At 67.3% G+C, this 16,040-nt stretch carries 19 protein-coding genes and 1 tRNA gene; 16 read left to right on the top strand and 4 right to left on the bottom strand.

Annotation, left to right across the window (positions count from 1 at the left end; translation table 11 throughout):
• Window positions 1-49: 49 nt before the first annotated feature.
• The 9 genes from AC5P7A_RS17130 to AC5P7A_RS17090 are packed head-to-tail and all read left to right on the top strand — an operon-like array spanning window position 50 to window position 6,027.
• Window positions 50-259 (top strand): hypothetical protein, encoded by a 210-nt coding sequence (locus tag AC5P7A_RS17130; RefSeq protein ID WP_495220376.1) that lies wholly within the window; start codon window positions 50-52, stop codon window positions 257-259.
• Window positions 256-732, top strand: coding sequence for a hypothetical protein (locus tag AC5P7A_RS17125; RefSeq protein ID WP_495220375.1), 477 nt, complete (start codon window positions 256-258; stop codon window positions 730-732). Before AC5P7A_RS17130 ends, AC5P7A_RS17125 begins: the two co-directional genes overlap by 4 nt.
• A complete protein-coding gene (locus tag AC5P7A_RS17120; RefSeq protein ID WP_495220374.1) occupies window positions 729-1,253 on the top strand; it encodes a methyltransferase domain-containing protein in 525 nt (174 codons plus the stop codon). Before AC5P7A_RS17125 ends, AC5P7A_RS17120 begins: the two co-directional genes overlap by 4 nt.
• Window positions 1,246-1,809, top strand: a complete 564-nt coding sequence (locus tag AC5P7A_RS17115; RefSeq protein WP_495220373.1) for a hypothetical protein — start codon at window positions 1,246-1,248, stop codon at window positions 1,807-1,809. Before AC5P7A_RS17120 ends, AC5P7A_RS17115 begins: the two co-directional genes overlap by 8 nt.
• Window positions 1,802-3,946, top strand: coding sequence for a DNA cytosine methyltransferase (locus AC5P7A_RS17110; RefSeq protein ID WP_495220372.1), 2,145 nt, complete (start codon window positions 1,802-1,804; stop codon window positions 3,944-3,946). Before AC5P7A_RS17115 ends, AC5P7A_RS17110 begins: the two co-directional genes overlap by 8 nt.
• Entirely contained in the window at window positions 3,943-4,527 is a 585-nt protein-coding gene (locus AC5P7A_RS17105) for a hypothetical protein (protein WP_495220371.1), read from the top strand. The genes AC5P7A_RS17110 and AC5P7A_RS17105 overlap by 4 nt, the downstream gene beginning before the upstream one ends.
• Window positions 4,524-4,832, top strand: coding sequence for a hypothetical protein (locus tag AC5P7A_RS17100; RefSeq protein WP_495220370.1), 309 nt, complete (start codon window positions 4,524-4,526; stop codon window positions 4,830-4,832). The genes AC5P7A_RS17105 and AC5P7A_RS17100 overlap by 4 nt, the downstream gene beginning before the upstream one ends.
• A gap of 11 nt (window positions 4,833-4,843) precedes the next feature.
• Complete coding sequence (locus tag AC5P7A_RS17095; protein WP_312559396.1) at window positions 4,844-5,179, top strand: hypothetical protein; 336 nt, start codon at window positions 4,844-4,846, stop codon at window positions 5,177-5,179.
• A gap of 8 nt (window positions 5,180-5,187) precedes the next feature.
• Window positions 5,188-6,027, top strand: coding sequence for a tyrosine-type recombinase/integrase (locus AC5P7A_RS17090; RefSeq protein WP_240458967.1), 840 nt, complete (start codon window positions 5,188-5,190; stop codon window positions 6,025-6,027).
• 93 nt (window positions 6,028-6,120) lie between these two features.
• Here the strand turns inward: AC5P7A_RS17090 and AC5P7A_RS17085 are convergent.
• A tRNA-Arg gene (locus tag AC5P7A_RS17085) sits at window positions 6,121-6,197 on the bottom strand.
• A gap of 183 nt (window positions 6,198-6,380) precedes the next feature.
• Between AC5P7A_RS17085 and amaB the strand changes: the two genes are divergently transcribed.
• From amaB to AC5P7A_RS17050, 7 genes are all read left to right on the top strand, one after another.
• Window positions 6,381-7,913, top strand: a complete 1,533-nt coding sequence (gene amaB, locus AC5P7A_RS17080) for an L-piperidine-6-carboxylate dehydrogenase (protein WP_014646923.1) — start codon at window positions 6,381-6,383, stop codon at window positions 7,911-7,913.
• Window positions 7,913-8,752, top strand: coding sequence for an SDR family NAD(P)-dependent oxidoreductase (locus tag AC5P7A_RS17075; RefSeq protein ID WP_041863358.1), 840 nt, complete (start codon window positions 7,913-7,915; stop codon window positions 8,750-8,752). The genes amaB and AC5P7A_RS17075 overlap by 1 nt, the downstream gene beginning before the upstream one ends.
• 260 nt (window positions 8,753-9,012) lie before the next feature.
• Window positions 9,013-9,297, top strand: coding sequence for a DUF4190 domain-containing protein (locus tag AC5P7A_RS17070; protein ID WP_014646921.1), 285 nt, complete (start codon window positions 9,013-9,015; stop codon window positions 9,295-9,297).
• A 4-nt stretch (window positions 9,298-9,301) separates the two neighbouring features.
• Complete coding sequence (locus AC5P7A_RS17065) at window positions 9,302-10,072, top strand: class I SAM-dependent methyltransferase (protein ID WP_014646920.1); 771 nt, start codon at window positions 9,302-9,304, stop codon at window positions 10,070-10,072.
• An 8-nt stretch (window positions 10,073-10,080) separates the two neighbouring features.
• Complete coding sequence (locus tag AC5P7A_RS17060; RefSeq protein ID WP_032962331.1) at window positions 10,081-11,136, top strand: quinone-dependent dihydroorotate dehydrogenase; 1,056 nt, start codon at window positions 10,081-10,083, stop codon at window positions 11,134-11,136.
• A gap of 8 nt (window positions 11,137-11,144) precedes the next feature.
• Window positions 11,145-12,206, top strand: coding sequence for a UDP-N-acetylmuramate dehydrogenase (murB, locus tag AC5P7A_RS17055; RefSeq protein ID WP_069117045.1), 1,062 nt, complete (start codon window positions 11,145-11,147; stop codon window positions 12,204-12,206).
• Between the two features lie 32 nt (window positions 12,207-12,238).
• Window positions 12,239-13,126 carry a DMT family transporter gene (locus tag AC5P7A_RS17050; RefSeq protein ID WP_053494447.1) on the top strand — a complete coding sequence of 296 codons (888 nt, stop codon included), beginning with the start codon at window positions 12,239-12,241 and terminating at the stop codon, window positions 13,124-13,126.
• A gap of 109 nt (window positions 13,127-13,235) precedes the next feature.
• Here AC5P7A_RS17050 and AC5P7A_RS17045 read toward each other — a convergent pair whose 3' ends face one another.
• From AC5P7A_RS17045 to AC5P7A_RS17035, 3 genes are all read right to left on the bottom strand, one after another.
• Window positions 13,236-14,240, bottom strand: coding sequence for a phosphotransferase (locus AC5P7A_RS17045; RefSeq protein ID WP_495220369.1), 1,005 nt, complete (start codon window positions 14,238-14,240; stop codon window positions 13,236-13,238).
• Between the two features lie 99 nt (window positions 14,241-14,339).
• Entirely contained in the window at window positions 14,340-15,374 is a 1,035-nt protein-coding gene (locus AC5P7A_RS17040) for a DUF418 domain-containing protein (protein WP_111206791.1), read from the bottom strand.
• On the bottom strand, window positions 15,371-15,961 hold the full coding sequence (locus AC5P7A_RS17035) for a TetR/AcrR family transcriptional regulator (RefSeq protein WP_197605078.1): 591 nt from the start codon (window positions 15,959-15,961) through the stop codon (window positions 15,371-15,373). Before AC5P7A_RS17035 ends, AC5P7A_RS17040 begins: the two co-directional genes overlap by 4 nt.
• Window positions 15,962-16,040: the final 79 nt, after the last annotated feature.

Raw genomic sequence — 16,040 nt, 5'->3', positions numbered from 1 at the left:
CCGCGCCGGCCGGGTTCCACCAGCCGGCAATCCCTTCCAGGAGTCCAGCGTGCGTAATCAGCTCGACATCTTCGATCACGACCCAGCCCGCATGGCCGCGGCAAACCGCGCCGCCGCCGAGCGCGCACTGAGCGATGTGCAGTTCACCGCCACCGTGCGGCAGGAACCCCACCAGTACTACCTGGGCGAAGCCGAACGCTGGGAACACCTCGCCGCGCACAGCGCGCGCTCCACCAACAGCAAGGACATGCAGGCATGAGCAACGACAACAAGACCCTGGCGGACGTGCAGCCTGGTGGGGGGGTGAGGCTGGGGGATGCGCGCGCACTGATTCAGCGGTACGACGCGGCGGGCGCAAAGTTCCGTGAATCCCTGATGGACGACCGCTACAGCGATGCGCAGCGCGTGGAACTGCGTCGTGAACTGACTGCGGTGCAGGACGAGCTGCTGACAGCCCTCGCCGCCCGCCAGCCGGTGGGGGAGCCGGTGGGTACGGTCCACTCCGGGAAGTACGCGAGTGGCATGCCGTGGTGCGAGGTTGAGTGGCACATCCCACAGCCTGCTGGAACCAAGCTCTACGCCGCTCAGCCCGCGCAGGCAGTGGACTTGGGTGAAATGCGTAAGTGTGCCGACGAGGCAGTGGAGTTCATCAACCACGGTTATGGCGGCCACGCCCGTCGCAAAATTCAGAAACTGCTGGCCCTGATCGACAGCCAGGCGGTGGGCAAATGATCCCCGCGCATCCATATGCTTCCCGACCGGAGGCAGCCACTCACACGTGGCTGACCCCTCCAGAGATCATCGCGGCACTCGGCGCGTTTGACCTGGACCCGTGCGCTGCGCCATCGCCGCGTCCGTGGCCGACCGCCATCCGACACATTGAACTGCCGGAAGATGGCCTGACTGCGGAGTGGCATGGCCGGGTGTGGTGCAACCCGCCGTTCGGGCGTCACACCGAGGCGTGGCTGGCGCGCATGGCGGACCACGGAAACGGGATCGCGCTGGCCTTCGCTCGAACCGAGACGGCCATGTTCCAGCGTTACGTGTGGCGTCGCGCCAGTGCCGTCCTGATGCTGGCGAACCGGCCTCATTTCCACCGGCCAGACGGCACCCGTGCACGTGGCAACAGCGGAGGCCCTATCTGCCTGATCGCATATGGCGAGGCAAACCGCCGAGCCTTGATCGGCAGCGGCCTGTCCGGCGCAGTCATAGTCGTGCATCACTTCCAGCAGAAGGACCAGCCCAATGGCTGAACAGCTGCTCACCACGGCTTCTACCGGCGCGCCGTCAGCGCTTGGGGGCGAGACCCGCCACGTGGCGCTCAACCGCTGCCATGCCGAGCTGCATAGCGTCGCCCTTGCTCCTGATCACGCCCTCCGATCGCAACTCGACTGCGATGCCGTCGACTTCGGCTGTGTACGAGAAAACGTCATCCACGCTGCTGGTGATGGTCAGCACGAAATGGTAGCCATCGTGGAAACCGCGCAGGGTTCGATGAAAGCCACGGGTAGTCATGGGCCGAGCGCGGTAGGGTACTTGCAGCACTGTACAGCTGAATGCGGCAAGGCGACAGCATCCAGTCTGGCGGCTGGGCCGCTCCCCATCGCCGCACCGACGCGCGCCGTCTCCAGCGCGCGCTTCATCACCTCTCCCGGCACCAGCGTGCTGGCAGCCCGATTCCAGTGCCTGCTGGACTGCGGTCACGTCGTCATCCGACCAGCTGAGCACGTCCGCGGCACGAGGTTCTCCCTGCGTGCCCCATTCACCGCCCCTTGCAACCAATGCCCGAAGGAACCCACCCGTGGCTGACGGCTCGCGCGCTTTCAACTTCCCCATGCCGCAGCGCTCCCGCCTGCGCCCCGGCGAGATCGTCGTGGATCTGTTCGCCGGCGGTGGCGGCGCATCGGAAGGGCTCAAGCAGGCCCTTGGCATCGATCCCGCCCTGGCCTACAACCACGACGAGCTGGCCATCGGCATGCACGCCGCCAACCACCCGCTGACCCAGCACCACCGCGAGGATATCTGGCACGCAGACCCACGCGTGGACGTGGCCGGCCGGCCCATCGGTTGGTTCCATGCCTCGCCGGACTGCACGCACTTCAGCCAAGCCAAGGGCGGCCAGCCGCGCAGCCGCAAGACCCGCGCATTGTCGTGGGTAGTGCTGAAGTGGGTTGGCCAGCTGCTGCGTGCTGATCGTCTGCACGGAACCAACACCGCGCCGCGCATCATCTCCATGGAGAACGTGTGGCAGATCCTGACCTGGGGTCCGCTGGTGGCAAAGCGATGCTCCAAGACCGGCCGGGTGATCACCCTAGACTTGGTCCAGGCCGTGCATCCGGAGTCGGGAAAGCCGCTGTTCCGGCGCGGCAAGCCGGTCATGGTCAACCGAGTCGCCGACAAGGGCGAGCGGGTGCCCGTCGAGCGCCAGGCTCTCGTCCCCCATAAACGCTACAGCGGCCGCACCTGGCGGCAGTTCGTCGCAGCACTGCGGGCACTGGGCTACGCGGTGGAGTGGCGGAAGCTGGTGGCCAGCGATTACGGCGCCGGCACCAGCCGCGAACGTCTGTTCCTGCTCGGCCGCCGCGATGGCCAGCCCATCGTGTGGCCTGAGCCGACCCATGGCACAGCTCCGGGACAGAAGCCGCGCGTGACTGCTGCTGACTGCCTGGACTTCTCGATTCCCTGCCCTTCCATCTTTACTCGGGACCGGCCGCTGGCCGACGCCACCATGCGCCGCATCGCCAAGGGCGTCATGCGGCACGTCATCAACTCGGCCGATCCCTTCATCGTCCCTGCAACGCACCAAGGCGGCGATCGCGTGCATAGCGTGCGCGACCCCATGCGCACCATCACCGCCGCCAATCGCGGCGAGCTGATGCTGGTGGCGCCCGAGCTGGCGCCGTTCCTCACCGAGCATGCCAACGCCAGCAATCAGCGCACGATGCCGGCTGATGAGCCGCTGCGCACCGTCTGCGCCGGGGTGAAGGGTGGGCACTTCTCGGTGGTATCCCCGACACTTGTCCAGACCGGCTATGGCGAGCGCGAGGGCCAGGCCCCTCGTGCGCTGGATCTGCAGCAGCCGCTGGGCACGATTGTCGCGGGTGGTGTGAAGCATGCCGTGGCCGCGCCGCACCTGGTGAAGTTCCGGGGCAACAGCATCGGCACGGCCGCCACCGAGCCGGTGCCGACGATCACTTCTGGTGCTGGTGCCGCACGGCCGGCCGGCGCCGCGCATGCCCTCGGCGTGGCCGCTGCGTCACTGATCACCCTGCGCAACAACATGGCGGGTGACGATGCGCGCGAGGCGATAGCGACCATCGCTGCCCAAGGCAACCACCATGGGTTAGCGACCGCATTTCTGGAACAGGCCAACGGCGGGTTCTATGACGGCGCCGGCAACGATGCTCGCGACCCGGTCAGCACCATCACTGCCAGCGGCAGCCAGCAGCGCCTGGTCGCTGCACACCTGACGGCGATGGCACAGAACGTGGTGGGGAACGATCTGCGGGTGCCTCTTCCGACCGTGCTCGCCGGTGCTACGCGCTTCGCGGAAGTGGAATGCACCCTGAGCCCCGAACAGGAAGCAGGCGCCCTGCGCGTCGCCGCCTTCTTGGTGAAGTATTACGGCAGCGGCATCGCCGTGGGGCTGCATGACCCCGTGGACACGGTCACCACCAAGGACCGCTTGGCGCTGGTCACCGTGGTCATCAAGGGCACACCCTACGTGATCGTGGATATCGGCCTGCGCATGCTCAAGCCGCATGAGCTGTTCCGCGCGCAGGGCTTCCCGCGGACCTACATCATCGACCGCACCGCCGACGGCACCGTTCTCAAGACCACGGCCCAGGTGCGCATGTGCGGGAACAGCGTCAGCCCCCCACCCATGTTCGCGATCGCTGAGGCGAACCTGGACCGGGTCCCGACGGACATGGCGGTGGCAGCATGACCGCACCACTGCCCGTTTCCCCGGCCACCGTTGTCGAGGCCAGCAAGGCATCGTCGCCTGTCGCAGCGGTCGTCACCACCATGCGCCGCCTGGGCGCTGCCGGCGCGCCAATCTCCGCCGATCAGGTCCGCGAGTGGAGCGACACCCTCCTGCAGGAGCTGTACTCGCAACCGCCCGTGCGCTGGGAGTACCGCAACAAGAACGACGTGGGGCCCGGGTGCTGGGTGACTGCCACCTCTGAGCACTTCTATCACGCCGCGAAGCGCGGCTGGGTCGTGCGAGCCCTCTGGGAAACCCCGCGTGTCATCCAGCCGGAGCGCGACCACGCGTTCAAGGCAGGCGTGTGCACCAGGTGCGGCGATCCCGAGGACTGGGCCGGCCCCGATTGTTCCCCGCTGGTCGAGAAGGTCGACCCGCGAACCCTGCTTCCGTTCGACCCGCAGTGGCTGGTCGAGCCGCTGGAATGGCTCAGGGACGCCCGCCCAACTCTCAATCCGTACGAACGCCGCAGGCGCGCCGAGCAAGCCGCCTTCCTGCTGGAAAAGCTGGTCCCCCACATCGAGGAGTGCAAGAAGCCATGACCCAGGAACATATCAGCCACCGGGAAGGGTTGCCGAACTGCGCCGCCGGCCACCGCGCGCGCCATATCCACGACAAGCGCTGTGCGTCCGCCGGCGGTGGCCACCTCGTGGAATGCGCCTGCAGGTCGACCAGCAAGCATGCCGACCCCGACAAGGCTATCGCGGCGTGGCGCCGGCTTAACCGGCCCGCGCGCAGCGCCCGGCCCGCAGCGGTGCCTGAGGCGAGCGACAACGTTCTGCAGTTCCAGCTCGGCCTAGCCGAGCGCAAACCAAAAGCCCAGCGCGCGGCGCTGGCGGCGAGCTGAAGGAGGACCCGATGGGAGCTGCTGAAAAGCTGGACATCGTCGGAAAGGACTGGCTGACCGTGGACGAGGCCGCGCACTACTGCGGGGTGTCACGAAGCCAGTTCGATTCGAACATCGCCGACTACGGCATCGAACCACGAAATTTCATGGGCAGGAAGCTCTACGAGAAGGCTGCCCTCTACTCTGCAATCTACGGCTCCAAGCAATGGTCAAGGTCACAATCTTCTGGCGCGATGGCGCCGCGTACCTCAACTGGCGGGAAGGCGGCAAGCGAAGCCGTGTCGCCATTGGTCGCGTCAGCCCACGCGAAGCTGAGGGCGTACGAGCAGCGAAAGAAGCGGAACTGACCCATGGAGTGCGAATCCTTCCCCGGCTGCCCACGGTCCGCGACTTCCTAGAGCCCTACCTGGAGTGGTACAAGGCCGAGCATCCCACCACGCACGGCAAGGCCAAAAGCGAGGTTCGGCTGTTCATGGCCCGCTTCGGCCACCGCCCCATCGATACGCTGCGCCCGATGGAAATGGAGTCCTATAAGACGGACCGCCTGACCAAGGACAAGGTGTCACCGGAGACTGTTGGGAAGGAAGTGCGCAGGCTGCAGGCCGCGTTCAGGCGTGGCGTGCAGTGGAAAGAACTGGACTTCAACCCGCTGGAGGAAACCCGGGCACCGCGAGGCGTTCGGAGCGTGGCGGTGCGGTTCTACGACCGGGCCGCGATGCGCAAGCTGTACCGGGCGAACCCTGCTCGGGCACCCCTGTGGTTGTTCATGGCCCACACGGGTCTGCGCCGCGGTGAGCTGGTTGGACTGGGCAAAGATTCGGTGGCAGGGAGCAGGCTCAGGGTCGAGAGCGAGCCAGACGAAGATGGCCAGGGGCGCACGAAGTCGGGCAAATGGCGCGAGGTGCCACTCAACCGGTATGCGCGCTGGGCGCTGCGCCACCTTCCCGATCCGCTGGTGGCCGTGCACAAGGACACCGTGTCTGACTGGTTCGCATCCGATGCTAAGCGGGCGGGGATCGGCGGCAGCCTCCACCGGCTACGGCACACCTTCTGCGCGCACATGGTGATGGCCGGAGTTCCGTTGCGAAGGGTGCAGATTCTGGCCGGGCACGCTGATTACGCCACGACCGAGAAGTTCTATGCCCACCTGACGCCCGAGGGCGACGATGGCGCCGTGGCAAAGCTCAGGTACTAGGCGGGACCGCTGGGACCACTGGGACCAAATCCTGTGGATATGCGGGAAACAGTGGGAAATCCAGCCCACTTAGCTTGCCTAAGTTATTGATTCTGGTGACCCCGGCCCGATTCGAACGGGCGACCTTCCCCTTAGGAGGGGGACGCTCTATCCAGCTGAGCTACGGGGCCATGCAGCCGGGAAGTTTACAGGCAACGTGCCCTGCCCTCCAAGCATTCATGTTCGGCCAGGCCTGACTGGCGCGTTGCACCATGGCCGGCCGGGGCGCTCTGCTACCATCGGCGATTCAGTTCATCGCGTCCCCCACCTGCCCGCGATGGCACCAAACAACGTAACGAAATACAGGAGTCTGCATGTCTTCCGAGCTGCTCAAGTCCCTTGGCCTGGACGCGATCAACGCTGGCACGTACCTGGGCAACGGGGAGTGGTCGAGCGCGACCAGCGGTGAGCTGATCACCCCGGTCAATCCGACCACCGGCGAGCCGATCGCGCAGGTCCGCGCGACCACCGAGGCCGAGTACGAGACCGTCGTGGCCCGCGCCCAGGAAGCCTTCAAGGTCTGGCGCACCACGCCGGCCCCGCGCCGCGGTGAAGCCGTGCGCCTGTGCGGTGAAGCACTGCGCAGGCACAAGGACGCCCTGGGTTCGCTGGTTGCGCTGGAAATGGGCAAGAGCAAGCCGGAAGGCGATGGCGAAGTGCAGGAGATGATCGACATCGCCGATTTCGCCGTGGGCCAGAGCCGCATGCTGTACGGCTACACCATGCATTCCGAGCGCCCCGGCCACCGCATGTACGAGCAGTACCACCCGCTGGGCCTGGTCGGCATCATCTCGGCCTTCAACTTCCCGGTCGCGGTGTGGAGCTGGAACTCGTTCCTGGCCGCCATCTGTGGCGACGTGTGCATCTGGAAGCCGTCCAACAAGACGCCGCTGACCGCCATCGCCTCGCTGAAGATCTGCAACGACGCCCTGCGCGAAGCCGGCTTCCCGGACATCTTCTTCCTGATCAACGATGCCGGCACCGCGCTGTCGGAAAAGATGGTCGATGACCGACGCGTGCCGCTGATCAGCTTCACCGGCTCGACCCAGGTCGGCCGCACCGTCAACGAGAAGGTCGCGCGCCGCCTCGGCCGCTGCCTGCTGGAACTCGGCGGCAACAACGCCATCATCCTGGACGAAACCGCCGACCTGAAGCTGGCCGTGCCGGGCATCGTGTTCGGCGCTGTCGGCACCGCCGGCCAGCGCTGCACCACCACCCGCCGCCTGATCGTGCACCGCTCGATCTACGCCGACGTGCTGGCCACCCTGGTCAAGGCCTACAAGCAGGTGGAAGGCAAGATCGGCGACCCGACCGATGCGGCCAACCTGATGGGCCCGCTGAACAGCGAAGGCGCCGTGCAGCAGTTCCTCGATGCGATCGCCCAGGCCAAGGCGGCCGGCGGCACCATCGAGACCGGTGGCAGCCGCATCGACCGCCCGGGCAACTTCGTGTTGCCGGCCATCGTCTCCGGCCTGAAGAACAGCGACGCCGTGGTCCAGCACGAGACCTTCGCGCCGATCCTGTACGTGATGCCGTACGACACCCTCGATGAAGCCATCGACATGCAGAACGGCGTGCCGCAGGGCCTGTCGTCCTCGATCTTCACCCAGAACCTGAAGACTGCCGAGAAGTTCCTGTCGGCCGCCGGCAGCGACTGCGGCATCGCCAACATCAACATCGGCACGTCCGGTGCGGAGATCGGCGGCGCCTTCGGTGGCGAGAAGGACACCGGCGGTGGCCGCGAGTCCGGTTCGGATGCGTGGAAGGTCTACATGCGCCGCCAGACCAACACCATCAACTATTCGGATTCGCTGCCGCTGGCCCAGGGCATCAAGTTCGACCTGTGATGGCAAACGACGCGGACACGTCCGTGGGCCAGAGCCCCTCCGGGGACCTGGCCCCAGCGAGGGGTCGGATCCCCGCAGGGGCTCCGACCCTCGATTTCAGCGGCCGCCGCGTGCTCATCGCCGGCGGCAGCAAGGGCATTGGCCGTGAAATGGCGCTGGCGTTTGCCGGCGCCGGCGCACAGGTCTCGGTCTGCGCCCGCGGCCAGGCCGGCCTGGATGCCCTGCGTGCCGATGCACGGGCGCAGGGCTTCGAACTGCACGCGTTTTCCACCGATCTGGCCGATCCCGGCCAGATCCAGGCCTGGCTGCAGGCCGCCGCCGACGCCCTCGGTGGCATCGATGTGTTGGTCAACAATGCCACCGGCTACGGCATGGCCGACGACGAGGACGGCTGGGCCGCCAGCCTGCAGATCGACCTGATGGCGGCCGTGCGTGCCTCGCGCCTGGCATTGCCATGGCTGCGTGCCTCCAGCGACGCCTGCATCCTCAATCTGTCGTCGATTGCCGCGCAGCAGCCGCGCCCCGGTGGCGCGCCGTACGCCGCGGCCAAAGCCGCGCTTTCGCACTACACCACGTCACAGGCGCTGGCGCTGGCCAAGGACCGGATCCGGGTCAATGCCATCGCCCCGGGCTCGATCGAGTTCGATGACGGCCTCTGGGACCGTCGCCGCGTCGAGGACCCCGCGCTGTACCACGGCACCCTGGCGAAGATTCCGTTCGGCCGCTTCGGCCACCCGCGCGAGATCGCCGACGCCGCGCTGTTCCTGTGCTCGCCGCTGGCGCGCTGGGTCACCGGTAGCGTGCTCAATGTGGATGGCGGCCAGGTGTTGATGGGCTGATACCGGCACTTCGGTAGCCGCCAACCCTGGTTGGCATGCCTTTCGTCGACCAAGGTCGACGCCTACCAGGGCCGAAATCCCTTCGTCGACCAAGCTCGACGCCTGCCAAGGCCGAAATCCCTTTCGTCGACCAAGGTCGACGCCTACCAGGGCTGAAATCCCTTTCGCCGGCCAGGGTCGACGCCTGCCATCGCATCCGCCGGGCATGGGATTGCCGGGGCAGAGGCACTATCATGTGCACACTGCCAAGGAGGACCCCGATGAGCGTGGCACCCCGACAGACAAGCGCCCTGGCCGTGGTCAGCCTGGTCATGGGCATCGCCAGCTGGACCGTCCTGCCCTTCGTGGCCAGCATCGTCGCCATCATCACCGGCCACATGGCCCGCGCCGAAATCCGCCGCCGCCCGCACGAACTGGAAGGCGATGGCCTGGCCGTCACCGGCCTGGTGCTGGGCTGGGTCATGGTCGGCGCGGCACTTGCCGCCATCGTGGTCTTCATCCTGTTCTTCGGCGGCCTGGCGTGGCTGGCGGCGGTGTCGAACTGACGCCATGACCGCCTCCGACAGCACTGAACGTTTCAGCAGCCGCGTCGCCGACTACGTCCGCTACCGGCCCGACTACCCACCCGCGCTGCTGGAGTGGCTGCATGGCCCGATGGGTGTCAGCCAGCAGGCGCGTGTGGCTGACATCGGCGCCGGTACCGGCATTTCCAGCCGCCTGTTCCTGGCCAGCGGCCATCCTGTTGTCGCGGTTGAGCCCAATGCGGCCATGCGGGGCGCGGCGGAAGAATGGCTGGCACCGCAGTACCCGCAGTTCCGTGCGGTGGACGGCCGCGCCGAGGCCACCGCACTGGACGATGCCAGCATCGATCTGGTCAGCGTCGCGCAGGCCTTCCATTGGTTCGACACCGTGGCGGTACGCGCCGAGTGGCAGCGCATCCTGCGCCCCGGCGGCCAGGCCCTCATCTACTGGAATTCTCGCCTGCTCGATGCGAGCCCGTTCCTGATCGGATACGAACAGCTGCTGCTGGACTACGGCACCGACTACACCGCCGTGGCCGAGCGCTACCAGGACGACGCCACCATGCAGGCCTGGTTCGGCGCTGGCCTGCGCGGCAGGGTGGAGCTGCCGAACGTGCAGCACCTGGACTTCGACGCCCTGCGCGGGCGCCTGCTGTCCTCCTCCTACGCCCCTCAACCCGGTCATCCGCGCCACGCACCGATGATCGACGCTCTGCAGCACCTGTTCGCCGCCCACGCGGTCGACGGCCAGGTTGCTTTTGAATATCGAACCCGAGCCTTCCTCGGCACGCTGGACTGAACCGACGCATGTATTCGCTTGCCCGCCCCTTCCTGTTCTCGCTCGACGCCGAGCGCGCCCACGGCCTCGGCCTGTCCGCACTGGACCTGGCCTATCGCACCGGCACCACGCCGCTGCTGGCCGCACGCATCGCGCCGATGCCCAGCACGGTGTTCGGGCTGACGTTCCCCAACCCGGTCGGCCTGGCCGCCGGCCTGGACAAGAACGGGGAGCACATCGATGCATTGTTCGCGCTCGGCTTCGGCTTCGTCGAAATCGGCACGATCACCCCGCGCCCGCAGGCCGGCAATCCGCAGCCGCGCCTGTTCCGCCTGCCGGAACACAACGCGATCATCAACCGCATGGGCTTCAACAATGCAGGCGTGGACGCACTGGTGCGCAACGTCGAGCGCGCGCGCAACCGCCGCGGCCTGCTCGGCATCAACATCGGCAAGAACAAGGACACCCCCAACGAACAGGCCGTGGACGATTACATCGCCTGCCTGGACAAGGTGTACGCGCTGGCCGACTACATCACTGTCAACATTTCCTCGCCCAACACCGCCGGCCTGCGTGAACTGCAGGAAGAAACCGCGCTGCGCCAGCTGGTCAGCCAGCTGCGTGACCGCCAGGAAGAGCTCGCGGCCCGCCACGGCCGCCGCGTACCGATGCTGGTGAAGGTGGCGCCGGACCTCAGCGAGCGCGACATCGATGCCGCCGCCCGCGTGCTGGGCGAGCTGCAGGTGGACGGCGTGATCGCCACCAACACCACCATCGACCACAGCAAGGTGGCCGGCGATCCGCTGGCCAACGAGGCCGGTGGCCTGTCCGGTGCGCCGGTGCTGGAGCAGTCCACGCTGGTGCTGCGCCGCCTGCGCTCGCGCCTGCCCGAGTCGGTGCCCTTGGTCGGCGTCGGCGGCATCCTGTCCGGTGCCGATGCCGTGGCCAAGATGGCGGCCGGTGCCGCGCTGGTGCAGTGCTACAGCGGCCTGATCTTCCGTGGACCGGCGCTGGTTTCCGAATGCGTGGAGGCGATCCGTCGCCGCCGCGAAGCGCCCAGCCGCGGCGCGGTGGCCCCACTGTGAGCGCGCCCATGGACACCATCGACGGCAACGCCCCGCTGCGCTGGACGCTCACCCAAAATGCGCCGCTGCAGGGACTGAACACCTTCCACGTGCAGGCCAATGCGGAACAGCTGCTGGAACTGCACGATGCCGCGCTGCTGCCGGAGGTGCTGGCACTGCCCGAGGTGGCCAACGGCCCACTGCTGGTGCTGGGTGCCGGCAGCAACGTCCTGATCGCCGAGGACCTGCCCGGTACCGTGCTGGTGTTCGGCAACCGCGACATCAGTTTCCTTGAACACCGCGCCGACCATGCCGTGATCCGCGCCGGCGCCGGCGTGCCCTGGCATGGCCTGGTGATGTGGTCGCTGCAGGAAGGCCTGTCGGGCCTGGAAAACCTGGCGCTGATTCCCGGCACCGCCGGTGCCGCACCGATCCAGAACATCGGCGCCTATGGCGCGCAGGTCGGCGAGTTCATCCAGGCGGTCGAAGCCTGGGACTGCCAGGAGCAGGCCTGGGTGCGCCTGGATAACGAACAGTGTGGTTTCGCCTACCGCGACAGCGTGTTCAAGCAACAGCCCGATCGCTACCTGATCACCGCCATCGAACTGAAACTGCCACTGCTGCACGATCTGCGCATGGACTACGCCGGCATCCGCGAAGAGCTGCAGGCGCAGGGCGTGGAGCTGCCGGGCGCGGTGGACGTGGCCAATGCGGTGATCGCGATCCGCCGCCGCAAGCTGCCCGACCCGGAGGTACTCGGCAATGCCGGCAGCTTCTTCAAGAACCCGGTGCTGCCGCTGGAGCAGGTCGACGTGCTGCTGCAGCATTTCCCCGACCTGCCGGTGTTCCCGGCCGAGCAGGACGACAAGCGCAAGGTCTCGGCGGCCTGGATGATCGAATCCTGCGGCTGGAAGGGCTTCCGCGACGGCGATGCCGGCGTGGCTCCCAGCCACGCGCTGGTGCTGGTCAACCACGGCAATGCCAGCGGCGCTGAACTGCTGGCGCTGGCGCGCCGCATCTCGGCCTCGGTGCTGGAGAAGTTCGGCGTGCCGATCGAACCGGAGCCCCGCCTGCTCGGCGCACAGTGGTGAACAGCCCCACCCTTTCCCCCAGCGCCACCCCGATGCGGGCGGCGCTGCTGATGCTCGGCAGCACGATGGCGTTCGGCCTGATGGCGGTAGCGATCCGCTATGCCACACGCTACGTTCCGACCCAGGAAGTGGCGTTCTTCCGCAATGCCTTCGGCCTGCTGGCGTTGCTGCCGATGCTGCTGCGGCCGGGCCGTGCGCCGCTGAAGACGCAGCAGCTGCCGCGCTATTTCGTGCGTAGTGCGATTGGCCTGGGCTCGATGCTGTGCGCGTTCTGGGCACTGGGCCACCTGCCGTTGGCGCAGGCGGTGTCGCTGTCGTACTCCACGCCGCTGTTCGTCACGATTGCCGCCGTGCTGTGGCTGGGTGAAACCGTGCGCGTGCGCCGCTGGGCCGCGGTCGTGGTCGGCTTCATCGGCGTGCTGGTGATCGTGCGTCCCGGCACCGCCGGCTTCACCGCCGGCAGCCTGGTCGCGGTGGGTGCGGCGGTACTCAGCTCGCTGGTGGCGATCCAGATCAAGCAGCTGACCCGCGTCGACAGTGCCGATACCGTGGTGCTCTATACCTACGTGTTCTGGGTGCCGCTGTCGCTGGTGCCGGCGCTGTTCGTCTGGGTCTGGCCGACCGGGTCGGCCTGGCTGTGGCTGCTGGCCACCGGCGTGCTTGGCACCGTCGGCCAACTGTTGTGGACCCGCGCGCTACGGCTGGGCGAAGTCTCCGCCCTGACCCCGATCAGCTTCCTGCAGCTGCCACTGGTAACGCTGTTCGGCTGGCTGCTGTTCAACGAAACGGTGGACCGCTGGACGATCATCGGTGCCGGCATCATCCTCGCCGCCAACGCCTACATCGCCCACCGTGAAGCCGTGCTGTCACGCCGCGCTGCAAGCGCGGCGGCCTCTGCAGCGGCCAAGCCCGCAGAGTAGATCCACACCCCGCGCAGACACCGCGGCCCCCTGTAGAGCCGAGCCATGCTCGACTCATCGCGCAGCATGAGGATTCATCGTGGAAATGCCATCCACGCATGGCGTGGATCTACAGCGCGCGATACACCCGCTCTGCCGCGTCGAATACATTGCCCGGTGCGAACTGCTCGCTCAGATAGTGCAGCGACTGCCGGCGCAGCTGCGGCGAACGATCCTCTCCATCGCTGCCCAGCAGGACCTGCTGGAACTCGATCAGGTCCTGCAGGATGCGCCAGTGCCGGTACCAGGCGATCCAGCGTGGATCGCCGCGGTCACTGCCATAGCCTTCCTCGAATCCCAACGGGTTCTCGCGCCCCCAGCGCCCACCGACCGCGCCACCGATGAACATCAGGTCGCGCTCGCGCGGGGCCAGCGACAGGCCATCCCAATCGATCAGGTGCAGGCTGCCGTCATTGCCCATCAGCAGATTGCCGGCATGCAGGTCGGTGTGGCACAGGTGCAGCCGCACCGGGACATCCTGCAACGCCGCGTGCAGCTGCAGTGCCTGCGCATGCAGCGCCGCGATGCGCGCATGCTGCTGGTCCCAGACGGATACGAAGGCGCGGCCCAGCCCATCCCTGGCGGCCGCCAGGCCCTCGCCGGCCAGCCATTGCCCGACCGTATCAAGCGCCGCGGTTTCCATCCGCAGGCTCGGCAGCGCCTCCTGCAGCGCCGGTGGCGGGCACGCCTCGTGCAGGTGCCGCACCACCTCGCCCAAGCGTTGCCACTGCGTGCGGCTCAACGCCGCCTCGAAGCCGGACTGGCCTTCCACATACGGGAACAGGGTGAACTGCAGGCCCCAGCGCTGCACTGACGCTCCACCGGTCAGGGCCGGCCAGGGCGCGACGATTTCCTCGATGCCCAGCGTGCCGCGCAGCCAATGCAGGGTGTCCCAGACGGCAGGGGCAACTTGGTAACTGCGGCACTTCAACCACCATTGCCCGCGCCGTGCATCGATGCGATACACACTGGCGTTGGCATCGGCGCCAACCGGGCGTGGCACCACGGCATTGGCGGTGATGCCATAGGACTGCTGAAGGACTTCGCCGAGATGCTGCGCCGAAGCGAATGACATGGATGCAAGCGGAGAGTATTACCTGCCGCCACTATCGCAGATGCGCGGGCCGCGACACAGACATGTCCGTCACAACATCGTGCCTGCGCGACCAAAGTGCTAGCCGGCGACGCGTCGCATCACCGCTTCCAATGGGCCCCGCGCGAACCGCCAGGACCACAGCCACGCCGCGCTCGTGGCCAGCATCAGGAACAACAATGCCCACAGCAGCACCGACGCGAGCGACGCGCTGCCATCAAGCAGGCCCAGGCCTTCCAGCGTGCCCATGCCCAGCAGGATATGGCCGACGTACAGGGTCAGGGTCATGCGCCCGGCCGCGGTGAACGGTTCCAGCCAGTCACCCGGTCGTACACGCGTCAGCCACAGGCAGGCTGCAATGACACTGCAGGCCGCGCCCGCGCCTGTGAGTACGTAGGCCGGTCCCGGTGGCATCGGCTGCGTTCCCAGCCACGCCTGCCAGGGCGTTCCCTGCGCAAGCTGCTGCACGCCATGTCCAGCCACGATCAGCATCAGGCCCAGCACCAGCAGCGCGCGCTGGACCCGCGGTTGCGACAGTTGCAGCCGCGCCAGCAGCATGCCCAGCAGGAAGAAGCACAGCCACGGCAGCAGCGGATGGAACCCATTGAACAGCAGGTTGCGGGCCGCGCCCGGCCATTGCCACAGACCGGCGTATTCCAGCGTCTGCCAGTTCCATCCCTGGCTGTAGTCCCAGTGCAGCAACGCCCAGAACGAACAGGCCGCGATCCCCACGATGCTGGCCAGCAACACCCGCGGCGAGGCCCGCAGCCACAGCACGGCCAGCGCGAAATACACCGCGTAGTAATGCAGGATATCGGCCGGGAACAGCGTCAGGTTGAGCAGGCCCAGCACCAGCAGGAACAGTGCGCGCCGCCAGGTCTGCACACTGGCCGGCCACCAACCCTGCCGATGCGTGCCCAGTACCAGGCCCAACCCGGCCAGCGTAACGAACGTCGCCGAAGCCTTGCCTTCCAGAAAGTGGAAGACGCCTGCCAACCATCCGGCGCCCTCTGCCGGCACGGCCATCGCCAGGCGGAAGTTGACCAGCACCATGCCGGCCAAGGCCAGGTAACGCGCCAGATCAACGCCGTGCAGTCGCCGGTCGACGGCGCTCATGCGCGTGCGCCCAGCAGCAGCGCAAGCAGGCCGAGATCCAGCGATGCCTCATCGGTGCCCCCGGCTTCGCCCAGCCCTCGGCGCAGGGCATCGCTTTCGATGGCATCCAGCAGCACCTGTGCCTGCAGTGCCGGGGCCAGCACGGGGCGCCGACGTTCGCGCCGTGCCACCTGCTGCAGGGCTTCGGCCAGCGTCGCCTGCAATTGCCTGCGATTGGCCGCAAATGCCTCGGCCACGGCCGGATTGCGTGCGCTCTCGGCCAGCACTTCGACGGCGAGCGTTGCCCACTCCGGTTGCTGGCACAGTGCGTGGAAGTCCTGAAGGAAAACCAGCACCCGTGCGCGCTCGCCATCGGACGCGGCCAGTCGCTGCAGCAACGGTGCCAGTTCCTCGCCTTCGGCCACGGCCACCGCAAGGATGATCGCCTCCTTGCCCGGGAAGTGGTTGTAGAGATTGCCGAGGCTGACGCCGGCCGCCTGCGCGATGTCACGCATGCTGGTCTGGTGGAAGCCCTTCACGAGAAAGCACTGCAGGGCGGCCTGCAGGATCTGCGCGATGCGTTGCTCGTTGCGGTCGGCTCGGTTCATGCCACAAATAGTGAACGAACGTTCGTCCACTTTTAAGGGCGCCCGGATCCGCCGGCAGGGCACCGTTCAGCCCTGCCTA

Source organism: Stenotrophomonas sp. YJH_SMC_65, assembly GCF_059369475.1.
The sequence above is the reverse complement of the archived record's forward strand: the minus strand, read 5'-3'. Positions and strand labels throughout refer to the sequence as shown.

Excerpts from the sequence above, each read along its gene's own strand:
- AC5P7A_RS17050 (WP_053494447.1), top strand. The coding sequence starts at position 12,239 with ATGCGGGCGGCGCTGCTGATGCTCGGCAGCACGATGGCGTTCGGCCTG.
- AC5P7A_RS17065 (WP_014646920.1), top strand. The coding sequence starts at position 9,302 with ATGACCGCCTCCGACAGCACTGAACGTTTCAGCAGCCGCGTCGCCGAC.
- murB (WP_069117045.1), top strand. The coding sequence starts at position 11,145 with ATGGACACCATCGACGGCAACGCCCCGCTGCGCTGGACGCTCACCCAA.
- AC5P7A_RS17105 (WP_495220371.1), top strand. The coding sequence starts at position 3,943 with ATGACCGCACCACTGCCCGTTTCCCCGGCCACCGTTGTCGAGGCCAGC.
- AC5P7A_RS17070 (WP_014646921.1), top strand. The coding sequence starts at position 9,013 with ATGAGCGTGGCACCCCGACAGACAAGCGCCCTGGCCGTGGTCAGCCTG.
- AC5P7A_RS17045 (WP_495220369.1), bottom strand. The coding sequence starts at position 14,240 with ATGTCATTCGCTTCGGCGCAGCATCTCGGCGAAGTCCTTCAGCAGTCC.
- AC5P7A_RS17075 (WP_041863358.1), top strand. The coding sequence starts at position 7,913 with ATGGCAAACGACGCGGACACGTCCGTGGGCCAGAGCCCCTCCGGGGAC.
- AC5P7A_RS17095 (WP_312559396.1), top strand. The coding sequence starts at position 4,844 with ATGGGAGCTGCTGAAAAGCTGGACATCGTCGGAAAGGACTGGCTGACC.
- AC5P7A_RS17100 (WP_495220370.1), top strand. The coding sequence starts at position 4,524 with ATGACCCAGGAACATATCAGCCACCGGGAAGGGTTGCCGAACTGCGCC.
- amaB (WP_014646923.1), top strand. The coding sequence starts at position 6,381 with ATGTCTTCCGAGCTGCTCAAGTCCCTTGGCCTGGACGCGATCAACGCT.
- AC5P7A_RS17040 (WP_111206791.1), bottom strand. The coding sequence starts at position 15,374 with ATGAGCGCCGTCGACCGGCGACTGCACGGCGTTGATCTGGCGCGTTAC.
- AC5P7A_RS17115 (WP_495220373.1), top strand. The coding sequence starts at position 1,246 with ATGGCTGAACAGCTGCTCACCACGGCTTCTACCGGCGCGCCGTCAGCG.
- AC5P7A_RS17120 (WP_495220374.1), top strand. The coding sequence starts at position 729 with ATGATCCCCGCGCATCCATATGCTTCCCGACCGGAGGCAGCCACTCAC.
- AC5P7A_RS17060 (WP_032962331.1), top strand. The coding sequence starts at position 10,081 with ATGTATTCGCTTGCCCGCCCCTTCCTGTTCTCGCTCGACGCCGAGCGC.
- AC5P7A_RS17035 (WP_197605078.1), bottom strand. The coding sequence starts at position 15,961 with ATGAACCGAGCCGACCGCAACGAGCAACGCATCGCGCAGATCCTGCAG.
- AC5P7A_RS17125 (WP_495220375.1), top strand. The coding sequence starts at position 256 with ATGAGCAACGACAACAAGACCCTGGCGGACGTGCAGCCTGGTGGGGGG.